The organism is Xanthomonas sp. NCPPB 2864 (assembly GCF_056675615.1).
Window position 1 is genome coordinate 219,137 of the sequence record NZ_JBWWVS010000001.1, and the last position, 20,471, is coordinate 239,607.

Consider the following 20,471-nt stretch of genomic DNA (forward strand, 5'->3'; position numbering starts at 1 on the left):
ACCCGATGAACCGACTGCACCGTTTGCTTGCCCTCGCTGGCGTGTCTGCCGCACTCACCGCCTGCGTCAGCGCGCCGCCTGCGCCACCGCCGGCCCCGGTGGACCCGACCACGCCGACACAGCGGCTGCTGCTGATCGAACGCGAGGCCGGCGTCGACGATACCGAGCTGTCGGTACAACCATTGCGCGACCCGCAGGTGGACGACCTGCGCGAGACCGCCAAGAGCAAGCGCCAGGCCGGCGACCTGGCCGGCGCGGCGGCGTCGCTGGATCAGGCGGTGGGCCTGGTTTCCGGCGATCCCGCCATCCTGCAGGAGCGTGCCGAAGTGGCGGTGCTGCAGGCCGACTGGCCCGCCGCCGAGCGTTTCGCCAAACAGGCCATCGAGCTGGGCTCCAAGACCGGGCCACTGTGCCGCCGGCATTGGGCCACCATCGAGCAGTCGCGGCTGGCGCGTGGCGAGAAGGAAAACGCCGCTTCGGCCAAGTCGCAGATTGCCGGGTGCACGGTGCCCGGCGTGAAACGCTACTGAGCACGGCCACGCCGCTGGCTGCGCCTGCTGCACGACAGGCGCAGCCAGCGTGATGCGGCCTGCGTTGCTTGCGCCCATCTGCTTCGACGCGAGCCGTTCGTTCCCGCGCGCGACCGCCAGCGGCGCCACGCCGCGCATCCTGACGCGTAAACGCCGGCTGCGCGGCCAGTGCCGCCACTGGCTCACCGGCGCAACCCAGGCAGCGGCAGCGCGCACGCGCTAGGCTGTCGCGCTTCCTGCCCCAGCTTCCGGTCCCATGTCCCAACTTGCCACTGCCAGCATCGAGGCGCTCAGCGAGGGCGGGGCGCTTGCGCGTCAGCTCGATGCGTTCGCGCCGCGTGCCGCGCAGTTGCGCCTGACCGGCGCCATTGCCGAGGCGTTCGAGGCCCGCGATGTGCTGCTGGCCGAAGCCGGCACCGGCACCGGCAAGACCTACGCCTACCTGGTGCCGGCATTGCTGTCGGGGCTGAAGACCATCGTCTCCACCGGCACGCGCGCGCTGCAGGACCAGTTGTTCCATCGCGACCTGCCGCGCGTGCGCGCCGCGCTCGGCATCGGCCTGCGCAGCGCGCTGCTGAAGGGCCGCGCGAACTATCTGTGCAAGTACCGCACCCAGCAGGCGCGTGGCGAGCCGCGCTTTGCCACGCCCGAGCAGGTCTCGCAGTTCCAGCGCATCGTGGCCTGGAGCGGGCGCACCCAATTCGGCGACATGGCCGAGCTGGAAGCCTTGCCGGACGACTCGCCGCTGCTGCCGCTGGTGACCTCCACCGTCGACAACTGCCTGGGCACCGAATGCCCGTTCTACAGCGAGTGTTTTGTGGTGCAGGCGCGCCAGCGCGCGCAGGCGGCCGATCTGGTGGTGGTCAACCACCATCTGCTGCTGGCCGATCTGGCGCTCAAGCAGGAAGGCTTCGGCGAAATCCTGCCCGGCGCGCAGGCCTTCGTCATCGACGAAGCGCATCAGCTGCCGGAGCTGGCGGCGAACTTCTTCGGCGAGAGTTTCGGCATGCGGCCGTGGCAGGAGCTGGCGCGCGACTGCATGGTCGAAGCGCGCCTGGTCGCCGGTGCGCAGGCCAGCCTGCAGGAGCCGATCCTCGCCCTGGACGAGGCTCTGCGCGGCCTGCGTGCGGGCATGGAGGGCCTGCCGTCACGCGGCACCCAATGGCGTGCGTTGGCCAAGCCGCAGGTGCGCGAAGGCTTCGATGCGGTGCTGTCGTCGCTGGCGCGGCTGGGCGAGGCCCTGCTGCCGTTGCGCGAGGCCTCGCCCGGGTTCGATGGCTGCTGTGCACGTGCGCAGGAAGCGCTGTCGCGGCTGTCGCGGTGGCTGGGCGAGGATGCGCCGGTACCGGATTTCGAGCAGGAGCTGCCGGAGACCGTCGACAACGATGTGCTGTGGTACGAGCTCAGCCCGCGCGGGTTCCGCTGCCAGCGCACGCCGCTGGATGTGTCCGGCCCGCTGCGCGAGCATCGCGAAAAATCGCATGCGGCCTGGGTGTTCACCTCGGCCACGCTGGCGGTGGGCGGCGAGTTCGACCACATCGCGCAGCGCCTGGGCCTGAGCGATCCGGTGACCTTGCTGCAGCCCAGCCCCTTCGACTGGGCGCGCCAGGCACTGTGCTACCTGCCGCCGCATCTGCCCGATCCTGCCGCACGCGGATTCGGCACGGCGCTGATCGCGGCGCTGATGCCGGTGCTGGACGCCTCCAATGGCCGCGCGTTCCTGTTGTTCGCCTCGCACCGCGCGCTGCGCGAGGCGGCCGACGCATTGCGCGGCGCGCCGTGGCCGCTGTTCGTGCAGGGCGAGGCGCCGCGTGCCACCTTGCTGCAGCGTTTCCGTACTTCCGGCAACGGCGTGCTGCTGGGCTCGGCCAGCTTCCGCGAGGGCGTGGACGTGGTCGGCGATGCCTTGAGCGTGGTGGTGATCGACAAGCTGCCGTTCGCCGCACCCGACGACCCGGTGTTCGAAGCGCGCCTGGATGCGATCCGCCGCGACGGCGGCAACCCGTTCCGCGACGAGCAGTTGCCGCAGGCGGTGATCGCGCTCAAGCAGGGCGTGGGCCGGCTGATCCGCAGCGAGACCGATCGTGGCGTGCTGGTGCTGTGCGACCCGCGCCTGGTGAACAAGGGCTACGGCCGCACCTTCATGCAGTCGCTGCCGCCGTTTGCGCGCACCCGCGAGATTGGCGACGTGCGCGCGTTCTTTGGCGTCGCCGAGCCGGTGGGCGACAATGGCGTGCTCGCGTTGCCGTTCGGCGACGACTGAGCTTTCTCCTTCCTGCCTGCGGTCCTGCCATGAAAGTCCTCGCGTTCGAGACCTCCACCGAAGCCTGTTCCGTCGCGCTGCATGTGGATGGCCGCGTGCTGGAGCGCTTCGAACTGGCGCCGCGTCGCCATGCCGAACTGGCGCTGCCATGGGCCGAGCAACTGCTGGCCGACGCCGGCATTGCGCGCCGCCAGCTCGACGCGATTGCGGTCGGTCGTGGCCCGGGCGCCTTCACCGGTGTGCGGCTGGCGATCGGCATTGCGCAGGGCATCGCGCTGGGCCTGGACGTGCCGGTGCTGGGGGTGTCCACGCTGCAGGTGATGGCCCTGCGCGCGCCCGCCGAGGCGACGCAGGTGCTGGCCTGCATCGATGCGCGCATGGGCGAGGTGTACGCCGGCGTCTTCGCGCGCGCTGGCGATACGCTGCGCGAGCTGGTGCCGGAAGTGGTGTGCGCACCGCAGGAATGCGTCGTGCCGGACACGCTGCAGCGCTTTGCCGGTGTCGGCAGCGGGTTCGCCGCTGCCGAGGCAGTGCTGCAACAACGATTTGCGACCCGGCTGAGCAGCATCGATGCCGCCGCATTGCCGCATGCCGCCGACCTGCTGACGCTGGCCGTGCCGGCGTTGCTGCGCGGCGAGGGCGTGGCGCCGGAGCGGGTGGAACCGGCCTATCTGCGCGACAACGTGGCGCTGACCCTGCTTGAGCAGCAGGCCGCACGCGCAGCCAAGGCCGCCGGCGCCGCGCCATGACCGACGACCTGCAACGCGCGCGTTTCCGCGGCTGCCTGCTGGGCCTGGCGGTGGGCGATGCGCTCGGCACCACGCTGGAATTCTGCGCGCCGGGCAGCTTCACGCCGATCGACGACATGCGCGGCGGCGGCCCGTTCGCGCTGCGCGCCGGCCAGTGGACCGACGACACCTCGATGGCCTTGTGCCTGGCGCACAGCCTGCTGTATCGGCAGGGCTTCGACGCCGCCGACCAGATGAACCGCTATTGCAACTGGTACCAGCACGGCTACCTCAGCAGCACCGGCAGCTGCTTCGATATCGGCGCGACCGTGCGGCAGGCACTGGAGCGCTATCTGGATGGCGGCCCGGCCTTCAGCGGCAGCACCGATCCACGCTCGGCCGGCAATGGCTCGCTGATGCGGCTGGCGCCGGTAGCGATGTACTACGCGCATCGCCCCGCCGAGCTGGGCGAGCGCGCCGCCGACAGTTCGCGTACCACGCATGCTGCCGACGAAGCGCTGGATGCCTGCCGGCTGTTCGCCTTCCAGTTGCGTGCCGCGTTGCTCGGTGGCGAGCGCCAGCAGGTGTTGCAGACCCGCTGCGAAGGGCTGTCGACACCGGCGCTGCGTGCGTTGTCGGTGCGCGACCATGCGGCAGTTTCCGCGGCCCGGATCCGCGGCACCGGCTATGTGGTCGATGCGCTGTCGGCGGCACTCTGGTGCTTCGCCACCACCGACACGTTCGCCGATGCGGTGCTGCGTGCGGCCAACCTGGGCGACGATGCCGACACCACCGCGGCCATCTGCGGTCAGCTGGCCGGTGCATTCCATGGTATCGACGGGATTCCCGCCGCCTGGCGCGCGCGCGTGCAGGATGCGGACGCGATCGTCGAGCTGGCCGACCGGCTGTACGCAGCCGCGCAGGCAGCATAAAGGCCGCCCGCAACGCACTGGGCAACGCGGGCCGCCGGGAAGGCATGCCGCAGAAAGACGCGTCCCTGTCGGGACGCGCGACGGCTCAACGATCGTCGTGCAGCTCGCCGCCGGGCAGGAACAGCCAGGTGCGTGTGACCTGCAGGATATCCACGTCGTCCTTGGTCCTGGGCAGTGGCGGGAACGGCTGCGCCAGCTGCACCACCCGCAGCGCTGCCGCATCCAGCGCCGGGGTGCCGCTGGAGACCAGCACGCGGCTGCTTTCCACGCTGCCGTCGCGGCGCACGCCCACGCTGATCACCACCTTGCCGCCGAGTCGGCGCCGGCGCGCCTCGTCCGGGTAATTGAGATTGCCGACGCGCTCGGCACGGTCCACCCACGCGCGCAGGTAGTTGGCGTAGGCGTATTCGCGGGTACTGGCCGAGACGAACTTGCGATTGGGGCGCTTGGCATATTGCTCCGAGCGCAGATGCACCTCGGCGGCGAGCCGGGCCATTTCCGCGTCGCGCTGCACGCGTTGCGCATCGGTGGGCGAGGGCAGGTCGGTCTGCGGATTCGGCTGCGGGATGGGCACGGCCTGCTCGCCGCGGCGGCTGGCCACCACGCGGGTCTGGGTCGGCTTCGGCGCCTGCAGCGTGGTCGCACGCTGCGCCTGCGGTGCCAGCCCGCTGCGGTCCTGCGGCACCACGCCGGGCTGGCTGTCGCGCGGGCGTTGCGCGGTGGCGTGATTGCCGCCGCCCTGCTGGTTGGCCTGGGCCAGGAAATCGGCCTGCCTGGGCGTCAGCGGGGTGCTGGTCTGGCTGAAGATCACATCCAGCGTCGGCACCAGCGGTGCGTCCTCGCTGACCGCAAACCCCACGCCCAGGATCAGCACGCCGTGCAGCAGCAGCGAGATCACCAGCGTCGCGGTCAACCGGCGGCGCTCGTCCATGGGAGCCGGCAGTGCCGCGGCCGCGCTCATTGCGCCGCGCCGGCCTCGATCGCGTCGAACAGCAGCCCGGCGATGTTCAGGCCGAACTGCGCATCCAGCTCGCGCACGCAGGTGGGGCTGGTGACGTTGACCTCGGTCAGGTAATCGCCGATCACGTCCAGGCCGACGAAGCGCATGCCGCGGCGGCGCATTTCCGGGCCCACCTGCGCGGCGATCCAGCGGTCGCGCTCGGACAGCGGCCGGCCTTCGCCACGTCCGCCGGCGGCCAGGTTGCCGCGGAATTCGTCGCCCTGCGGAATCCGTGCCAGGCAGTAGTCCACCGGCTCGCCATCGACCAGCAGGATGCGCTTGTCGCCGGCGCTGATGTCGGGGATGAAGCGCTGCGCCAGGGTCAGCTTGCGATTGCCGTCGGTCAGCGTTTCCAGGATCACGTTGAGGTTGGGGTCGCCGGTGCCGCTGCGGAAGATCGAACGCCCGCCCATGCCGTCCAGCGGCTTCAGCACGGCCTGGCCGTGTTCGAGCACGAACGCCTTGAGCGCGGCGGAGTCGCGGCTGACCAGGGTCGGCGGGCAGCACTGCGGAAACAGCAATGCGGCCAGTTTCTCGTTGTAGTCGCGCAGGCCCTGCGGGTCGTTGACCACCTGCGCGCCGGCGCGCTGGGCCACGCTCAGGACCTGGGTGTCGTAGACGAACTCCGCATCCACCGGCGGGTCCTTGCGCATCAGCACCACCTGGCCGGGGCCGAATTCCAGTTCGGCGAACTCGCCGAGGGTGAACCAGCCGGCCTTGTCCTCGCGCACGCTCAGGGGCGCGACCTGTGCCACCGCGCGTCCCTCGCGCAGGCTGAGTCCGCCCGGACGCACATACTGCAGGCGGTGACCACGCCGCTGCGCTTCCAGCAACATGGCGAAGGTGGTGTCTTTGGCGATCTTGATGGAGGCGATGGGATCCATCACCACGACGACGTCGAGCGACATGGGGAGCTAAACCTTTAGAACAGGCTGCCGATGGTAACTTCAAGCGGTGGCGATGGCGCGCCCGGCCGGTCGTGAATGCGCGACTTGCCGCTCGGCCCGCAGCTGCACACGGTCGGAACGTCCGCCTGGCGGGCCCCCGGCAACGTACCCTTGACAGTCAATGCGGGTCTTGGGATATACATGCAGTTTCGTAGCGACGCCGGCAGGGAAGAAGCGTCGCGCGTCCGGGGATATTTGCATGACTGAAAACATTGCTGCGGGTGGGGAACTCGCAGGACTGAAGGTGATGGTGATCGATGATTCGAAGACCATTCGCCGCACCGCCGAAACGCTGCTGAAGCGGGAAGGCTGTGAAGTAGTGACAGCGACCGATGGTTTCGAGGCACTGGCCAAGATTGCCGACCAGCAACCTCAGATCATTTTTGTCGACATCATGATGCCGCGTCTGGATGGGTACCAGACATGCGCGTTGATCAAGGGCAACCAGCTCTTCAAGTCGACGCCGGTGATCATGTTGTCGTCCAAGGACGGCCTGTTCGACAAGGCACGCGGCCGCATCGTCGGCTCCGAGCAATATCTGACCAAGCCGTTCACCCGTGAAGAACTACTGAGCGCGATTCGCACGTACGTCCACGCCTGACCAGGGGGAAAGGCAACATGGCTCGAATTATATTGATCGAGGACTCGCCCACCGACAGGGCAGTCTTCAGTCAATGGCTGGAAAAAGCAGGCCATACGGTCGTCGCCACCGACAATGCCGAAGAGGGACTTGCGCTGATTCGCAGCCAGGCGCCCGATCTGGTGCTGATGGACGTGGTGCTGCCCGGCATGAGCGGTTTCCAGGCAACGCGTGCATTGGCGCGCGACCAGGCCACCAAGGACATCCCCGTGCTGCTGGTCAGCACCAAGGGCATGGAAACCGACAAGGCCTGGGGTTTGCGGCAAGGTGCCAGCGACTACATCGTCAAGCCGCCGCGCGAAGACGATCTGATCGCCCGCATCAAACAACTGGTGCGTTGATGCGTTCTCCATTCGACATTCTCGAAGACTACGAGCGTCGTAGTCTTGCGCACGCCACGCCGCTGCCGGAACGCCAGTTCTCGGCCGACATCTGGCGCGGCGTCGGCTATCGCGTCGGCACCCGGCGGCTGGTCTCGGATTTTCGCGAAGTCGCGGAAATCGTGCCGATGCCGCCGGTCACCCCGGTGCCGGGCGCACAGCCCTGGCTGCTGGGCGTGGGCAACCTGCGCGGCAACCTGTTCCCGGTGATCGATCTGAAGCAGTTCCTGGAGGGCCGGCGGACGGTGCTGCAGGAAGGCCAGCGCGTGCTGATCATGCGCCAGAGCGGCGGCGACGTCGCGCTGACCATCGACGAGCTGTACGGCCAGCGCAGCTTCGAGCAGGTCCAGGCGGTCGAACCCGGCGAGTTGGCGCAAGGCCGCTATGCCCACTTCATCGACCGTGCCTTCCGCAACGAGACGCAGGACTGGGGTGTGTTCTCCCTGGCGTTGCTGTCGCGCACTCCTGAATTCCGGCAGGCCGCGGCCTAAGCCGCGACCCCGCCACGTCATACAGATCGAGGTCGAACCATGAGTACCGCCCCGGACGCCCGCAAGACCAACAAGCTCGGCAGCGTCAGCACCAGCTTCTGGCTTGGTTTGCTGGTGTTGTCGATGATCGTGTTCGGCGCCAATACCGGCGTCGCCACCTGGCAGGGCAGTCGCCTGGCCGGTGCCGGCACCGGCGCGGCCGATCTGCAGGTGCTGTCGCAGCAGCTGGCCAACCAGGGCCGCGAAGCGGTCTCCGGTGACCCCAAGGCGTTTGCCGCGTTCAAGGAGACCAAGGCGCGCATCGACAGCACGGTCAGCGAACTGGATGGCCGCTACGGCCAGGAAGGCTCGGTCGCCAGCTCGATGGCCCAGCTCAAGGCGACCTGGGTGCCGCTGAGCAAGAACGCAGATCAGGTCATCGCCAGCGAACCGGCGGTGCTGGGTCTGTCCGGCAACGCCGAACGCTTCTCCGGCAGCGTGCCGCAGCTGCAGGCGCAGTTGAACGAAGTGGTGCGCGCGATGACGGTCAGCGGCGCGCCCGCCTCGCAGATCTACAACACGCTGCAGCAGGTCGTGGTCGCCGGCACCATGGCGCGCCGGGTGACCGAAATGCGCGCCGGTGGCGCCAATGCCGCCGCCTCCGGCGATGCGCTGGCACGCGACTCGGTGGTGTTCACGCAGATGCTCGAAGGCCTGCGCGCGGGCAACGACGAACTGGGCATCGCCGCGGTGCGCAACCCGGCCGCGTTGTCGGCGCTGGAGCAGTCGCAGGCGCAGTGGGCGACGATGAAGAAGGACGTCGACGCCATCCTGGCCAGCTCGCGCAACCTGTTCGCCGCGCAGTCCTCGGCCGCGGCGCTGACCGCCGGCTCGAACAAGATGCTGGACGACAGCAAGAAGTTGTTCGATGCGTTCTCGGCGTTCGGCTCGGTGCGTGACACGCGCCTGTTTCCGAACTTCTGGCTGGGCGTGGTGTCCGGCCTGCTGGCGCTGCTGGCGATCATTGGCTTTGTCTGGAGCTCGGTGCGGGTACGCTCGCGCGAGCAGGACGTGCGTTACCAGGCGCAGGTGGAATTCAACAGCCGCAACCAGCAGGCGATCATGCGGCTGCTGGACGAAATCAGCTCGCTCGGTGAGGGCGACCTGACCGTCAAGGCCTCGGTGACCGAGGACATGACCGGCGCGATTGCAGACGCCATCAACTACGCCGTGGACGAGCTGCGCCACCTGGTGACCACGATCAACGACACCTCGGCCAAGGTCGCCGTGTCGACCCAGGAGACCCAGGCCACCGCGATGCAGCTGGCCGACGCCGCCGGCCAGCAGGCCAACCAGATCACCACCGCCTCCGAGCGCATCAGCGAAATCGCCGCCAGCATCGAACAGGTGTCGCGCAACTCCACCGAGTCGGCCGAAGTGGCGCAGCGCTCGGTGGTGATCGCCGCCGAAGGTGCCGGCGTGGTGCGCGAGACCATCCAGGGCATGGACCAGATCCGCGACCAGATCCAGGAAACCTCCAAGCGCATCAAGCGCCTGGGCGAATCCTCGCAGGAGATCGGCTCGATCGTGGAACTGATCAACGACATTTCCGAGCAGACCAACATCCTGGCGCTCAACGCCGCGGTGCAGGCCGCCTCGGCGGGCGAGGCCGGTCGCGGTTTCGCGGTGGTGGCCGACGAAGTGCAGCGCCTGGCCGAACGCACCTCCGGCGCGACCCGGCGGATCGAAGGCCTGGTGCAGACCATTCAGGCCGATACCAACGAGGCGGTCAGCTCGATGGAGCAGACCACCTCCGAAGTGGTGTCCGGTGCACGCCTGGCCGAAGACGCCGGCACCGCGCTTACCGAAATCGAGCGCGTGTCCAACGCCTTGAACAACCTGATCAAGAACATCTCCATCGCCGCGCACCAGCAGTCGGCCGCAGCGACGGATATCACACAGACCATGGGCGTGATCCGTCAGATCACCAGCCAGACATCGCAGGGTGCGGAGCAGACGGCCGAGTCGATCGGCAACCTGGCTCAGCTCGCTGCCGATCTGCGCCGTTCGGTCGCCGACTTCAAGCTGCCGGCGTGAGCACGACGCGGAACGGGAAAGGATCAGCAGATGGCGCGTAGTAGCGTTACGTCGATGCAGGAACAGACCGGTGGCCGCCTCGGCGGTACCCCGGCCGTAGGCAGGGGGCTGCAATGAGTGCGCTTCGCGATGCGATGAGTCACGCTGCGCTGGGCTGGGTCAAGCCGGAGCTGGACGAGACGTTGCGCCAGGCGCGCAACGAGATCGAGTACTTTGCCGAAGAACCGTCCGACACCAGTCGGATGCGCTTCTGCGCCGGCTATCTGCACCAGGTGCAGGGCACCTTGCGCATGGTGGAGCTGTACGCCCCGGCGATGGTGGCCGAAGAACTCGAGCTGCTGGCCCAGGCGGTGCAGGTCGGCGAGGTGGCCGACCGCGACGAAGCCTGCGCCATGCTGATGCGCGGCACCGTGCTGCTGCCCGACTACCTGGAGCGCCTGCAGAACGGTCACCGCGACATTCCGATCGTGCTGCTGCCGCTGCTCAATGAAATCCGTGCCACGCGTGGTCAACCCGGTCTGAGCGAAAGCGTGTTGTTCGCGTTCGATCCGCAGGCCGGCGTCGCCACCGAGGCCGAGCTGGATCACGCGCGCGGCAGCCTGAGCGGGCGCAATCGTGAGTTGCTCGACACCGTCGGCAACGCGGTCAAGGAAGAATTGCTGCGCGTCAAGGACGCGCTGGACCTGCACTTGCGTACCGGCGGCGAGATCGCCGAACTGCAGACCCAGGTCAAGGATCTCGGCAGCGTTGCCGACACCCTGGGCATGATGGGCCTGGGCGTGGCGCGCAATGTGGTCGTGCAGCAGCGCGATGCGCTGGCGCGCGTGGTCGACGGCCAGGTGCAGATGGACGAAGGCGTGCTGCTGGATATCGCCGGTGCGCTGCTGTATGTCGATGCCTCGCTGGATGACCAGGTCGCCAGCCTGGGCGCCGATGTCGGCGACGGCAATGAAGCCAGCAACAGCGCTACCTCCTCGGAAGTGCGGCGCACGGTGGACGTGCTGGCACAGGAAGCGATCGCCAATTTCGGTGCGGCGCGCGAGCATTTCGTCGCCTTCATCGAGACCAACTGGGACCACGCCCGCCTGGCCGACGTGCCGCATCTGCTCGGCGAAGTCGGCGGTGCGCTGCGCATCCTCGAGCTGCCGCAGGCCGCCGATTACCTGGAAGGCGTGCGCCGCTATGTCGACCTGGAACTGATCGGCAAGCAGCGCGTGCCCAGCGGGCGCCAGCTGGACACCCTGGCCGATGCGATGGCCAGCCTGGAGTACTACCTGGAAGCCCTGCGCGAGCGCCGTCCCGGCCGCGAGGAAATCCTGGACATCACCCGCAACAGCCTGGAAACGCTGCGCTACTGGCCGCTGCCCTCGGGCCAGCCGTCCGACCTGCCGGTCGGTGCCGACCAGCCGGGTAGTGTGGCCGAGCAGCTCGCCGCATCGCTCGCGCAGCAGGCCGCTGCCCCGGCGCTGGCGGCCAACGACGCTGCGCCGACGCCGTCGCTGGAATGGGCCAACGAAACCGTGGTCGAGGCGCCGTTCGCCGCCAGCGTGGTGCACGACACCGGCGCTGCCGCTACCGACACGGTGTTTTCGTTCGACCCGGTCGCCGCCGAGGAAACCGTCTCCGGCCAGGCGCACGTGCCGTTTACGGTTGCGCCGCTGGACCTGTCCGACGATGGCGCGCAGGCGCCCGGCGACTGGCAGCTGGAAACCACCGAACACGCCGCACCGATCGCCACCTCGGTGTTCGACCCGGTGTCGGCCGAGCAGGACGGCAGCGTGTCGGCCGATGCCGCGCAGGTCAGCTACACCGTGGATCTGAGTGCGCTGGAGAAGGACGATAGCGCCACGCCGGCGGTTGCCGAACCGACGCCGCTGCAGATCGAGCAGATCGAGTTGCCGGGCGATGCCGACCAGAGCGAGGCACCGCTGGACTTCATCGCGCAGGCCCAGACCGGCCGCGCGCAGACCAGCATCGAGGATGCGTTCTCGCCGCCGCCGCTGCCGCCCGTGGCGCCGCAAGAGCTGGACGACCCGTTCGTCGACTCCGCGCCCGAACCGCAGCCAGCCCCGGCCGACGCCGCCGCCGAGCAGAGCGCACCGCGCGTGCAGCAGGCGGTAGTCAGCGAGTTCGAACTGGACGCCGCATCGACGGCGTTTTTGGCCCAGCTCGACGCGGCCGCCGCGCAGTTCGATGTGCAGCGTCCGCAGGTACAGCACACGACCGATGCCGACAGTCAGACTGCGAAGGCAGCGCCCGAGCCGGCAGCGAGCGAACCGGCCCAGGCCAGTGCCGATGCCGGCATCTTCGGCGGCTTTGGCGACAGCGATATCGACGACGACATCCGCGACGTATTCCTGGAGGAATTCGACGAAGAGCTGGTCAATCTGGGGCAGCTGCTGCCGGTCTGGCGTGCCGCGCCACACAGCCAGGACAACCTGCGCCCGATCCGCCGCGTCTTCCACACCTTGAAGGGCAGTGGTCGCCTGGTCGGCGCGCAGGTGCTCGGCGAGTTCAGCTGGAAGATCGAGAGCATGCTCAACCGCGTGCTCGACAATTCGCGGCCGGCCAGCCCGGCGGTGGTGGCGATGGTCGAACTGGCCTACGAAGTGCTGCCGCAGTTCAACGCCGCATTGCGCGACCAGGGCCGCATCAGCGCCGATCTGCCGGACATCCAGGCAGTTGCCGAGCGTGTGGCCGCGGGCGAAGAAGTCTACTACGTGGCCGCGCCGGCAACGCCGGTGGCTACGGATGTCGCCTTCATTCCGGCAGCGGCAGGCGTGTTCGCGGCGACCGGTGGCACACCGGCCTCGGTGGACAGCGTGCTGCGCGAGATCCTGGAAGCCGAAGTCGCCACCCATCTGGAAACCGTCAACGCATGGCTGCAGGCCAACCAGGCCGAGCCGCAGCTGGCGAGCGAAGAATTGCTGCGCGCGGTGCACACCATGAGTGGCGCATTTGCGATGACCGACGTACCGGAAATCACGCTGGTGACCACGCCGGCCGAGAGCTACGTCAAGCGTCTGCTTGCCGCGTCGCTGCTCCCCTCGCAGGAGGGCATCGACGCCATTGCCGCAACGGCGTCGGCAATCGCCACCACCGTGACCGCCTTGCGCGCCGATGCGCCGTTGATTCCATCGTTTGCGCCGTTGAGCGAACGCCTGCGCGCGCTGGTGGAGACGCTGCCGGAAGCGCAGTGGCCACCGCAGGCGTTCCTGGACGAGCTGGAAGATCTGGATGCGCCGGGCGAGATGGCGGTCAGCAGCGAGTCGGCGGTCGAGCTGACCGGCGCGCAGGATCTGTCGCAGTATCTGGACGCCAGCGCGCTGCCGTCGGATACGAGCGATCACAGCGCGCCCGTGCATTCCGCCGATGACGCAGCGGATGCCGATGCGCACGCCGATGCCGACGCACCGATCGCGGTGGACGAGCTGGCCGAGGCCGAGGCTGAAGACACCTCGTCGCTTGCGCTGGACGCACCGGCACCGCACGAACAGACGCAGACGGCTGAGGTTGCTGCGCTGGAGCAGGAGCAGGTTGCTGATTCGGTCGAGACCGCGCAGGCCCCGGCCGGGGATGCGGTCGCCTCCGATGCGGGAGCGGAGCAGCTCGCCGAGGCCTCGCATGGCGATGCTGCCCAGCACCAGCACGAAGCCGAAGCCGAGTCGCCTGGCGTCGATGCGCACGACACGCCGGCCGATGAGCCGGTGGTCGACGCCGATGCCTGGGATGCGACCGGATTGCAGCAGGCCGGCCATGTCGATGCGGCGTCGCATGCGCACGCAGGCGACGTGCCGGAAGCTGGCGAGCACGTGGCAGTGGACGAGTTGTCCGACGCGGAAGCCGCGTTGGGCGATGCGCAGACGCTCGCCGCACCCGAAGCGGGGGAGATTGCTGCCGAGCGTGCAGAGGCCGAGCAGCAGTCGCCGGGCGAGCACGCTGCCGAGTACGAGCAGCTCGAGGGTGACACAAGCGCGCAGGATGCCGAGGCGGCATTGAGCGATGACGCGGCGTCCACGGACGAAGCGCCTGTCGAGACCATCGAGGCATTGGAAGCGGTGCATGCGCAGGCCCCGCTGGCCGACCACACGCAAGCGGCGACCAGCGAAGACTGGACGCAGGACAGCGCGGCGCTGGACGGCGAGTCGACCGGGCAGGGCGACCACGTGTCCACCCCGCACGACGAGGCTATCGGTGCGCACGCGCAGCTGCCTGCCGAGGAGGCAGCGCAGCACGGCGATGCCGCGTTGCCTGACGATGCGGACGCGCAGCTTGGCGACCAGTTGCAGGTGGAAGACACCGCGCAGTTGGGCGAGCATCCGTCTTCCGAAGAACATGCGCTGTCGGGCGAGCAGGTGCACCTGCAGGAACCTGCGCATACGGACGAGGCTGCGCAAGGGGAAGCGCACGGCGATTCGGGCGAGCAGGAACACCTGGACGCGCACGCGCATGCCGACGAAGTCGAGCACGCTGCAGAAGCAGAGCAGACTCCAGCAGCAGAGCAGGCTGAAGCAGAGCACGCTGAAGCAGAGCACGCTGAAGCAGAACAGACTGCAGAGGTGGAACAGCCCGCAGACGCAGACCACGCTGAGTACGTACAGCCGGCTGCCGAAGCGCTACCCGAACACACCATCGAATCGGTGCAAGCCTTCGAGATGGCGCAGGTGGCCGATCAGGTCGAAGAGACCGGTGATCCGCAGTCGGACATTGCGCCGGAGCTGCGCTCGGACGTCGCGGCTGACGCCGAGGCGGATACCCATGCCGATGCCGAGGTCCACGCGCAGCATCCAGACGCAGACGCAGACGCAGACGCGACGCTCGAGGCTGCCAACACGGATGCTGTCGAGCATCTCGAGCAAGTCGAACACGCCGAACAAGTCGAGTATCCCGAGCACGCCGAACAGGTCGGACACACAGAGCAAGTCGAATCTGCCGATTCCGCAAGCGAACACGAAGACGTCGCAGCCGTGGCCTTCAGCGCGCCGGTGGAAGACGCCGCAGCGGCCGATAGCGCCGCCAGCGACGTGGGCGCAGCCTTCGATACCGGCCCGCTCAACTTCGACCAGCTCGATGGCGAACTGGTCGATATCTTCGTCGAGGAAGGCCGCGACCTGCTCGACCATTGCGATGGTCTGATCGCCCGCATGCGCGAGGTGCCGGAAGACCGCGAGGTCCTCAACGGACTGCAGCGCGACCTGCACACGCTCAAGGGCGGCGCGCGCATGGCCGGCATCAACGCCATCGGCGACCTCGGTCATGCGATCGAATCGCTGCTCGAAGCGGTGGCGGCCAACCGGACCGACATCGACCGCGACGACGTGCGCCTGTTCGAGCGCGGCTTCGACCGCCTGCATCAGCTGTTGACCCGCACCGGCATGCACCGCGCCGTGGCGATGCCGACCGACCTGGTAGAAGCCTTCGAAACCCGTACCCGTGGCCGCAATGCCGCAGAGCCCAGCGACGCCGATGTGCGTGCGATCGCCAAGGCGTCGGTGGAACCGGCACCGCTGTCAGCGCCCATCCCGGTCGACGGCCAGGTCGAAGAAGAACTGCTGCCGCGCACGCAGCAGGAACAGGTGCGCGTGCGTGCCGACCTGCTCGACCGCCTGGTCAATCACGCCGGCGAAGTGGCGATCTACCGCTCGCGGCTGGAACAGCAGATGGGCGCCTTCCGCGGCGCCATGGGCGAACTGGATCGCACCAACGCCCGTCTGCGCGACCAGTTGCGTCGTCTGGATCTGGAAACCGAAGCGCAGATCGTGGCGCGTTATCAGCGCGAGCAGGATCAGGGCGATCGCACCTTCGATCCGCTGGAACTGGACCGCTTCTCCACCCTGCAGCAGCTCAGCCGCGCGCTGAACGAATCGGCCGCCGACTTGGGCGGCTTGCAGGGCGTGCTGGAAGATCTCTCGCGTCAATACGACGGCCTGCTGCAACAGCAGTCGCGCGTCAGCTCCGAGCTGCAGGACGGCCTGATGCGTGCGCGCATGGTGCCGTTCGACGGCCTGGTGCCGCGTCTGCGCCGTGTGGTCCGCCAGGCCGCCACCGATACCGGCAAGCAGGTGCATCTGCTGCTGGAAGGTACCCAGGGCGAGCTCGATCGCAACGTGCTCGACCGCATGGTCGCGCCGCTGGAACACATGCTGCGCAACTCGGTGGCACATGGCCTGGAAGCGCCGGAGCAACGGCGCGACGCGGGCAAGCCGGAAGAGGGCAGCATCGCGATCCGTCTGCGCCGCGAAGGCTCGGAAATCGTGCTGGAAGTGGCCGACGACGGCGCCGGGCTGGACCGCGAGGCGATCCGTCGCCGCGGCGAGCAGCGCGGCCTGATCGAACCCGGCCAGGAACTCAGCGAGGCCGAACTGGATGGGCTGATCTTCGCCTCCGGTTTCAGCACCTCCGAGCAGGTCAGCCAGCTGGCCGGCCGTGGCGTGGGCATGGACGTGGTCCGCAACGAAGTGCGTCAGCTCGGCGGCTCGGTGGACATCCACTCGGTGCGCGGCCAGGGCGTCACCTTCACCCTGCGCCTGCCACAGACGCTGGCGGTCACCCAGGCGGTGTTCGTGCGCATCGGCGACACCACCTTCGCGGTGCCGGTGGCATCGGTCAGCGGTATCGGCCGCATCTCGCGCAGCCGCTACGAGTCGGGCGAGGGCGGCTACCACTACGCCGGCGAGGAGTACGTGCTGCACGATCTTGGCTCGCTGGTCGGCCAGGCCGCCGCGCGTGCCGATGGTCAGGCGCAGGTGCCGTTGCTGCTGGTGCGTGCGGGCGACCTGCGCGCGGCGGTGGCGATCGATCAGGTGCTGGGCAACCGCGAAATCGTGGTCAAGCCGGTGGGCCTGCAGATCGCTTCGGTGCCGGGCATCTACGGCGCCACCATCACCGGCGATGGCCGCGTGGTGGTGATCCTGGACGTGGCCCCGCTGGTGCGCCGCTATCTCAGCCAGCCGGCGCGTCCGGCGCCGGAAACCCCGGCCGAATCGCAGCGCCAGGTGCCGTTGGTGATGGTGGTGGACGATTCGCTGACCATGCGCAAGGTCACCAGCCGCGTGCTGGAACGCCACAACCTGGATGTCACCACCGCACGCGATGGTGTCGAGGCACTGGAACTGCTGCAGGAGCGCGTGCCCGACCTGATGCTGCTGGACATCGAAATGCCGCGCATGGACGGCTACGAGCTGGCGACCGCGATGCGTGCCGACCCGCGCTTCAAGGCGGTGCCGATCGTGATGATCACCTCGCGTAGCGGCGAGAAGCATCGCCAGCGCGCCTTCGAGATCGGCGTGCAGCGTTACCTGGGCAAGCCTTACCAAGAGTTGGATCTGATGCGAAACGTGTATGACCTGCTGGGGATCGCCCGTGTCCGAGAATAATGGCGCAATGGGAACTCCGGTCGCCCTGCTGGGCCGCCCCGGGCAGGCGCGCGAGCGCCTGCGTGAAGCGCTCGGCCTGGCTGGCGCCCACGTGGTGCTGGAAGACGAGCCCTCCGCGGTAGATGTGCAGATGCTGCGCGATGCCGAGCCGGTGGCGGTGCTGGTCGCGCTGGAGCCGTCGATCGAAGACGCGCTCGAAGCGCTGGAGCCGGCCTTCAACATGCCCGGCGTCACGGTGATCTTCGACGAGGCCGAACTGACCGTGCGCCGCGAGGGCTGGGAAGCGCAGCGCTGGGTGCGCCATCTGGCCGCCAAGCTGCATGGCCATGCCGACGTACTGCCGCCAGGCACCGAGAGCGAGCCTTCGCTGCAGCCCGAACCGGGCCTGGAACTGGCGCCGCGGCAGCATTCGGACCTGCAGCTGGACCAGCATCTGCAGGCAGCCGCGCACGCATTCGACAGCGTGCCCGGCGATGCTTTGTTCGCACGTGACGCGGACACGTCCGAGGCCGCAGCTGCGGCCGACACGCCGGGCCTGACGCTGGGCGATTCCAGTACCTGGGGCCTGGTCGACGAGGTCGCGGTGGTGGTGCGCCCGCGTGCCGAATTGAACATGGACGCGTTGTCGACCGGCGGACTGTCGCTGGTGGAGCTGGATCAGGCCGGTGACACCACCGGTGCTGTGCTGGTACTGGCCGGTATCGGCGGCCCGGATGCGATCCGTCGCCTGCTGTCCGCGCTGCCGCCGGAGTTTCCGCGCGCCGTGCTGGTGCGCATGACCCTGGATGGCGGCCAGTACGGCAACCTGGTGCGGCAGATGGGACGCGTGTCGGCATTGCCGGTCGAACTGGGCGAAGCCGGCCAGGTGATTGCGGCGGGCAAGGTCTACGTGCTGTCCGACGACATCGGCGTGCAGCAACATGCCGGCGCGCTGGCGTTTGTCGCGCAGGCCGATCCGGCCGGGCTGGTGGCCGCGTTGCCGCCGACCGACAGCGCGGTGCTGATGCTCAGCGGTGCCAACGAGGCGCTGGTCGAGGCCGCGCTGGCGCTGGCCGAGCAGGGCGGCTGGCTGGCCGGTCAATCCGCCGACGGCTGTTACGACCCGGCCGCGGCGGCGCGTCTGGCGCGCCAGGGCATTCTGACCGGCGACCCTGCGCAGCTGGCGCAGGCGTTGGCGCAGCGCTGGCCGGCGTAAGCCGGGCGCTTCCTCTCAAGAACGGAACAGGTGCGATGAGCTACGCCAACAATGACGAAATCCGCGGCGTCCTGATCCAGGCGGGCCAGGAGCGCGTGCTGCTGCCCAACGCCACGGTGGCCGAGGTGATGTCGCGCGTGGCGGTCGAGCCGATGGCCGAGATGCCGCGCTGGGTGGTCGGGCGCATCGACTGGTACGGCTGGAAGGTGCCGCTGCTGTCGTTCGCGCGCTTGAGCGGCATGGGCGAGGAGCCTACGGCGGTCAACAACAAGGTGATCGTGCTCAAGGCGCTGGGCGGCAATCCGGTGCTGCCGTATTTCGCCTTGCTCACCGCCTCGTTCCCGCAGCTGATCTCGGTGCCGCGCGACGGCCTGCTGGCCGACGCCTCCGAAGACGCGCTGCCCGACGGCGTGCATATGCGCGTGCTGCTGGGCGAGCAGAGCGCATTGCTGCCGAACCTGGATGCGATCGAGGCGCAGGTTGCGCAGGCGCTTGCGGCGGTTGCCGCCTAATGTGCCATTGCCGGGCGACGACGCTGCCCGGTTGCGGGCAGTGCCGGGATGAGGATCGGGTAGAGGCCGCGCTGCTCTGACGAGTGCCGCCGCGCTGCGTGCAGTGGGCAGATGGCTGGGATGTCTTGCTGCCGTAGGGCAACCGTTTGCGGGGGCGTGATCTGTATGTGTCAGCCTGCTCTACACAACTCGCACGCCGCGCGCAAGGCGCGCCCGCGGCTGTCATGAGTCTTCCCGTCTTCGCGCCGGTCGAGCACGCCGACGGTGTGCTGCTGTGCGATCTGGCCATCGTCGATCCGGCCGCGATGGCCGATTACCACAGCCGTAATCGCGCGCATCTGGCCGCGGCGATGCCGCTGCGGCCACCGGCGTTCTACACCACCGAGGGCTGGCGCCGGCTGAGCATCGCCTACCGCACCGCGGTGCCGGGCGAGCGCGAGTTGCAACTGGTGTTGCTGCGCGATGCGCAGGTGATCGGCACGGTCGGCTTCACCCAGATCCAGCGCGGTGCCTTCCAGGGCTGTCATCTCGGGTATGGCCTGGATGCGCAGCAGCAGGGGCGCGGCCTGATTCAGTGGGCGGCCACGCAGGGCATCGGGTTTGCGTTCGGCCCGCTTGGCCTGCATCGGGTGATGGCGCAATACGTCCCCGACAACCTGCGCAGTGCGCGCGTGCTGCAGCGGCTGGGCTTCCAGATCGAAGGCTATGCGCGCCGTTACCTGCAATTGAACGGCGTCTGGCGCGACCATGTGTTGACCAGCAGGTTGCGCGGCGACGATCCGGCGGCGGGTGCGTGAGCCCGGTTGCACAGGCGGGTACAGCGATGCGCGATGTGCGGTGACCTAGGGGGTGGCGGTCAGCGGCTCGACACGCAGCTGGTCGGCTTCGAGCCCTGCATCCTGCAAGACCTCCACCTGTGTTGACCAACCGCGTTGCCGGAGGCGCTCGCGCAGTCGGTTGGCCCAGTCCTGCACCTCGGGTGCATCGGGTGTGGCGGCCAGGATGCGGATCCGAGCCGGCGCGGGATCGTCGGCAGCGGCGTGGCGCGCAAGCCAGTCGGCCGGCGACATGGCGCGCGTAATCGGCGCGATGCGCACCGGGGCAGATTTTGCTCGAGACATCCCGGCGTCAACCGCCGTGGTGCTGAAGGCTGGTTGGCTGGTTGGCGGTGTTGCGCGGGCGGCGTCCGTCTGCGCCAACGGCGCATGGAGCACACGCAGCGGTGCAGGCTGGCCTGCGCCAGGCGCGCGTGATTGCAGCGTGCCGTCTGTTGCGCTGATGACGATCTGCGCCTGCTCGGTCAACGGCGGTGGGGCCGGCAGTGATGCCGGTGCTGGCGAGGGCGGGATGGGGGCAAGTGCTGCAGGCGCGCTGCGCCGGGCACTGGCTGCGAGCGAGCCA

The 20,471-nt window shown here is 68.7% G+C and carries 14 protein-coding genes and 2 pseudogenes; 13 read left to right on the forward strand and 3 right to left on the reverse strand.

The genetic code is table 11. The annotated features are described in order from the left end of the window. Positions 1-5: 5 nt before the first annotated feature. The 4 genes from AC1KVE_RS00830 (at position 6) to AC1KVE_RS00845 (ending at position 4,453) form a co-directional block, all read left to right on the forward strand. Positions 6-530, forward strand: a complete 525-nt coding sequence (locus AC1KVE_RS00830; RefSeq protein ID WP_024940334.1) for a tetratricopeptide repeat protein — start codon at positions 6-8, stop codon at positions 528-530. 256 nt (positions 531-786) lie between these two features. Further along, positions 787-2,793 (forward strand): DNA repair helicase YoaA, encoded by a 2,007-nt coding sequence (yoaA, locus tag AC1KVE_RS00835; protein ID WP_102251496.1) that lies wholly within the window; start codon positions 787-789, stop codon positions 2,791-2,793. Positions 2,794-2,822: 29 nt separating this feature from the next. Continuing rightward, positions 2,823-3,542: a tRNA (adenosine(37)-N6)-threonylcarbamoyltransferase complex dimerization subunit type 1 TsaB gene (gene tsaB, locus AC1KVE_RS00840; RefSeq protein ID WP_184456787.1), complete on the forward strand. Its 720-nt coding sequence runs from the start codon at positions 2,823-2,825 to the stop codon at positions 3,540-3,542. Then, positions 3,539-4,453 (forward strand): ADP-ribosylglycohydrolase family protein, encoded by a 915-nt coding sequence (locus AC1KVE_RS00845; RefSeq protein ID WP_104568125.1) that lies wholly within the window; start codon positions 3,539-3,541, stop codon positions 4,451-4,453. The genes tsaB and AC1KVE_RS00845 overlap by 4 nt, the downstream gene beginning before the upstream one ends. 85 nt (positions 4,454-4,538) lie before the next feature. Here AC1KVE_RS00845 and AC1KVE_RS00850 read toward each other — a convergent pair whose 3' ends face one another. Both AC1KVE_RS00850 and gshB read right to left on the reverse strand, forming a co-directional pair. Further along, positions 4,539-5,414, reverse strand: a complete 876-nt coding sequence (locus tag AC1KVE_RS00850; RefSeq protein WP_184456791.1) for an energy transducer TonB family protein — start codon at positions 5,412-5,414, stop codon at positions 4,539-4,541. Then, entirely contained in the window at positions 5,411-6,361 is a 951-nt protein-coding gene (gene gshB, locus AC1KVE_RS00855) for a glutathione synthase (RefSeq protein WP_024940329.1), read from the reverse strand. The genes AC1KVE_RS00850 and gshB overlap by 4 nt, the downstream gene beginning before the upstream one ends. A gap of 238 nt (positions 6,362-6,599) precedes the next feature. Here gshB and pilG point away from each other — a divergent pair, with 238 nt between their 5' ends. From pilG to AC1KVE_RS00900, 9 genes and pseudogenes are all read left to right on the forward strand, one after another. Next, a complete protein-coding gene (pilG, locus tag AC1KVE_RS00860; protein ID WP_024711139.1) occupies positions 6,600-7,001 on the forward strand; it encodes a twitching motility response regulator PilG in 402 nt (133 codons plus the stop codon). 17 nt (positions 7,002-7,018) lie between these two features. Beyond that, entirely contained in the window at positions 7,019-7,381 is a 363-nt protein-coding gene (locus tag AC1KVE_RS00865) for a response regulator (RefSeq protein ID WP_024940328.1), read from the forward strand. After that, complete coding sequence (locus AC1KVE_RS00870; RefSeq protein ID WP_003482487.1) at positions 7,381-7,911, forward strand: chemotaxis protein CheW; 531 nt, start codon at positions 7,381-7,383, stop codon at positions 7,909-7,911. The genes AC1KVE_RS00865 and AC1KVE_RS00870 overlap by 1 nt, the downstream gene beginning before the upstream one ends. Before the next feature lie 39 nt (positions 7,912-7,950). After that, a complete protein-coding gene (locus AC1KVE_RS00875) occupies positions 7,951-9,987 on the forward strand; it encodes a methyl-accepting chemotaxis protein (RefSeq protein ID WP_016904289.1) in 2,037 nt (678 codons plus the stop codon). A 113-nt stretch (positions 9,988-10,100) separates the two neighbouring features. Further along, positions 10,101-14,759, forward strand: a pseudogene (locus AC1KVE_RS00880) (Hpt domain-containing protein); the annotation flags it as partial. A 165-nt stretch (positions 14,760-14,924) separates the two neighbouring features. Continuing rightward, positions 14,925-17,363: pseudogene (locus AC1KVE_RS00885) on the forward strand (hybrid sensor histidine kinase/response regulator); the annotation flags it as partial. Between the two features lie 7 nt (positions 17,364-17,370). After that, positions 17,371-18,558, forward strand: coding sequence for a chemotaxis protein CheB (locus AC1KVE_RS00890; RefSeq protein ID WP_102251500.1), 1,188 nt, complete (start codon positions 17,371-17,373; stop codon positions 18,556-18,558). A gap of 35 nt (positions 18,559-18,593) precedes the next feature. Then, positions 18,594-19,070 (forward strand): chemotaxis protein CheW, encoded by a 477-nt coding sequence (locus AC1KVE_RS00895; RefSeq protein WP_024940325.1) that lies wholly within the window; start codon positions 18,594-18,596, stop codon positions 19,068-19,070. Positions 19,071-19,294: 224 nt separating this feature from the next. Then, positions 19,295-19,867 (forward strand): GNAT family N-acetyltransferase, encoded by a 573-nt coding sequence (locus tag AC1KVE_RS00900; RefSeq protein ID WP_102580834.1) that lies wholly within the window; start codon positions 19,295-19,297, stop codon positions 19,865-19,867. Between the two features lie 45 nt (positions 19,868-19,912). On the opposite strand, the gene AC1KVE_RS00905 is transcribed toward AC1KVE_RS00900, so the two are convergent. Continuing rightward, positions 19,913-20,374 (reverse strand): hypothetical protein, encoded by a 462-nt coding sequence (locus AC1KVE_RS00905; protein WP_146009950.1) that lies wholly within the window; start codon positions 20,372-20,374, stop codon positions 19,913-19,915. Positions 20,375-20,471: the final 97 nt, after the last annotated feature.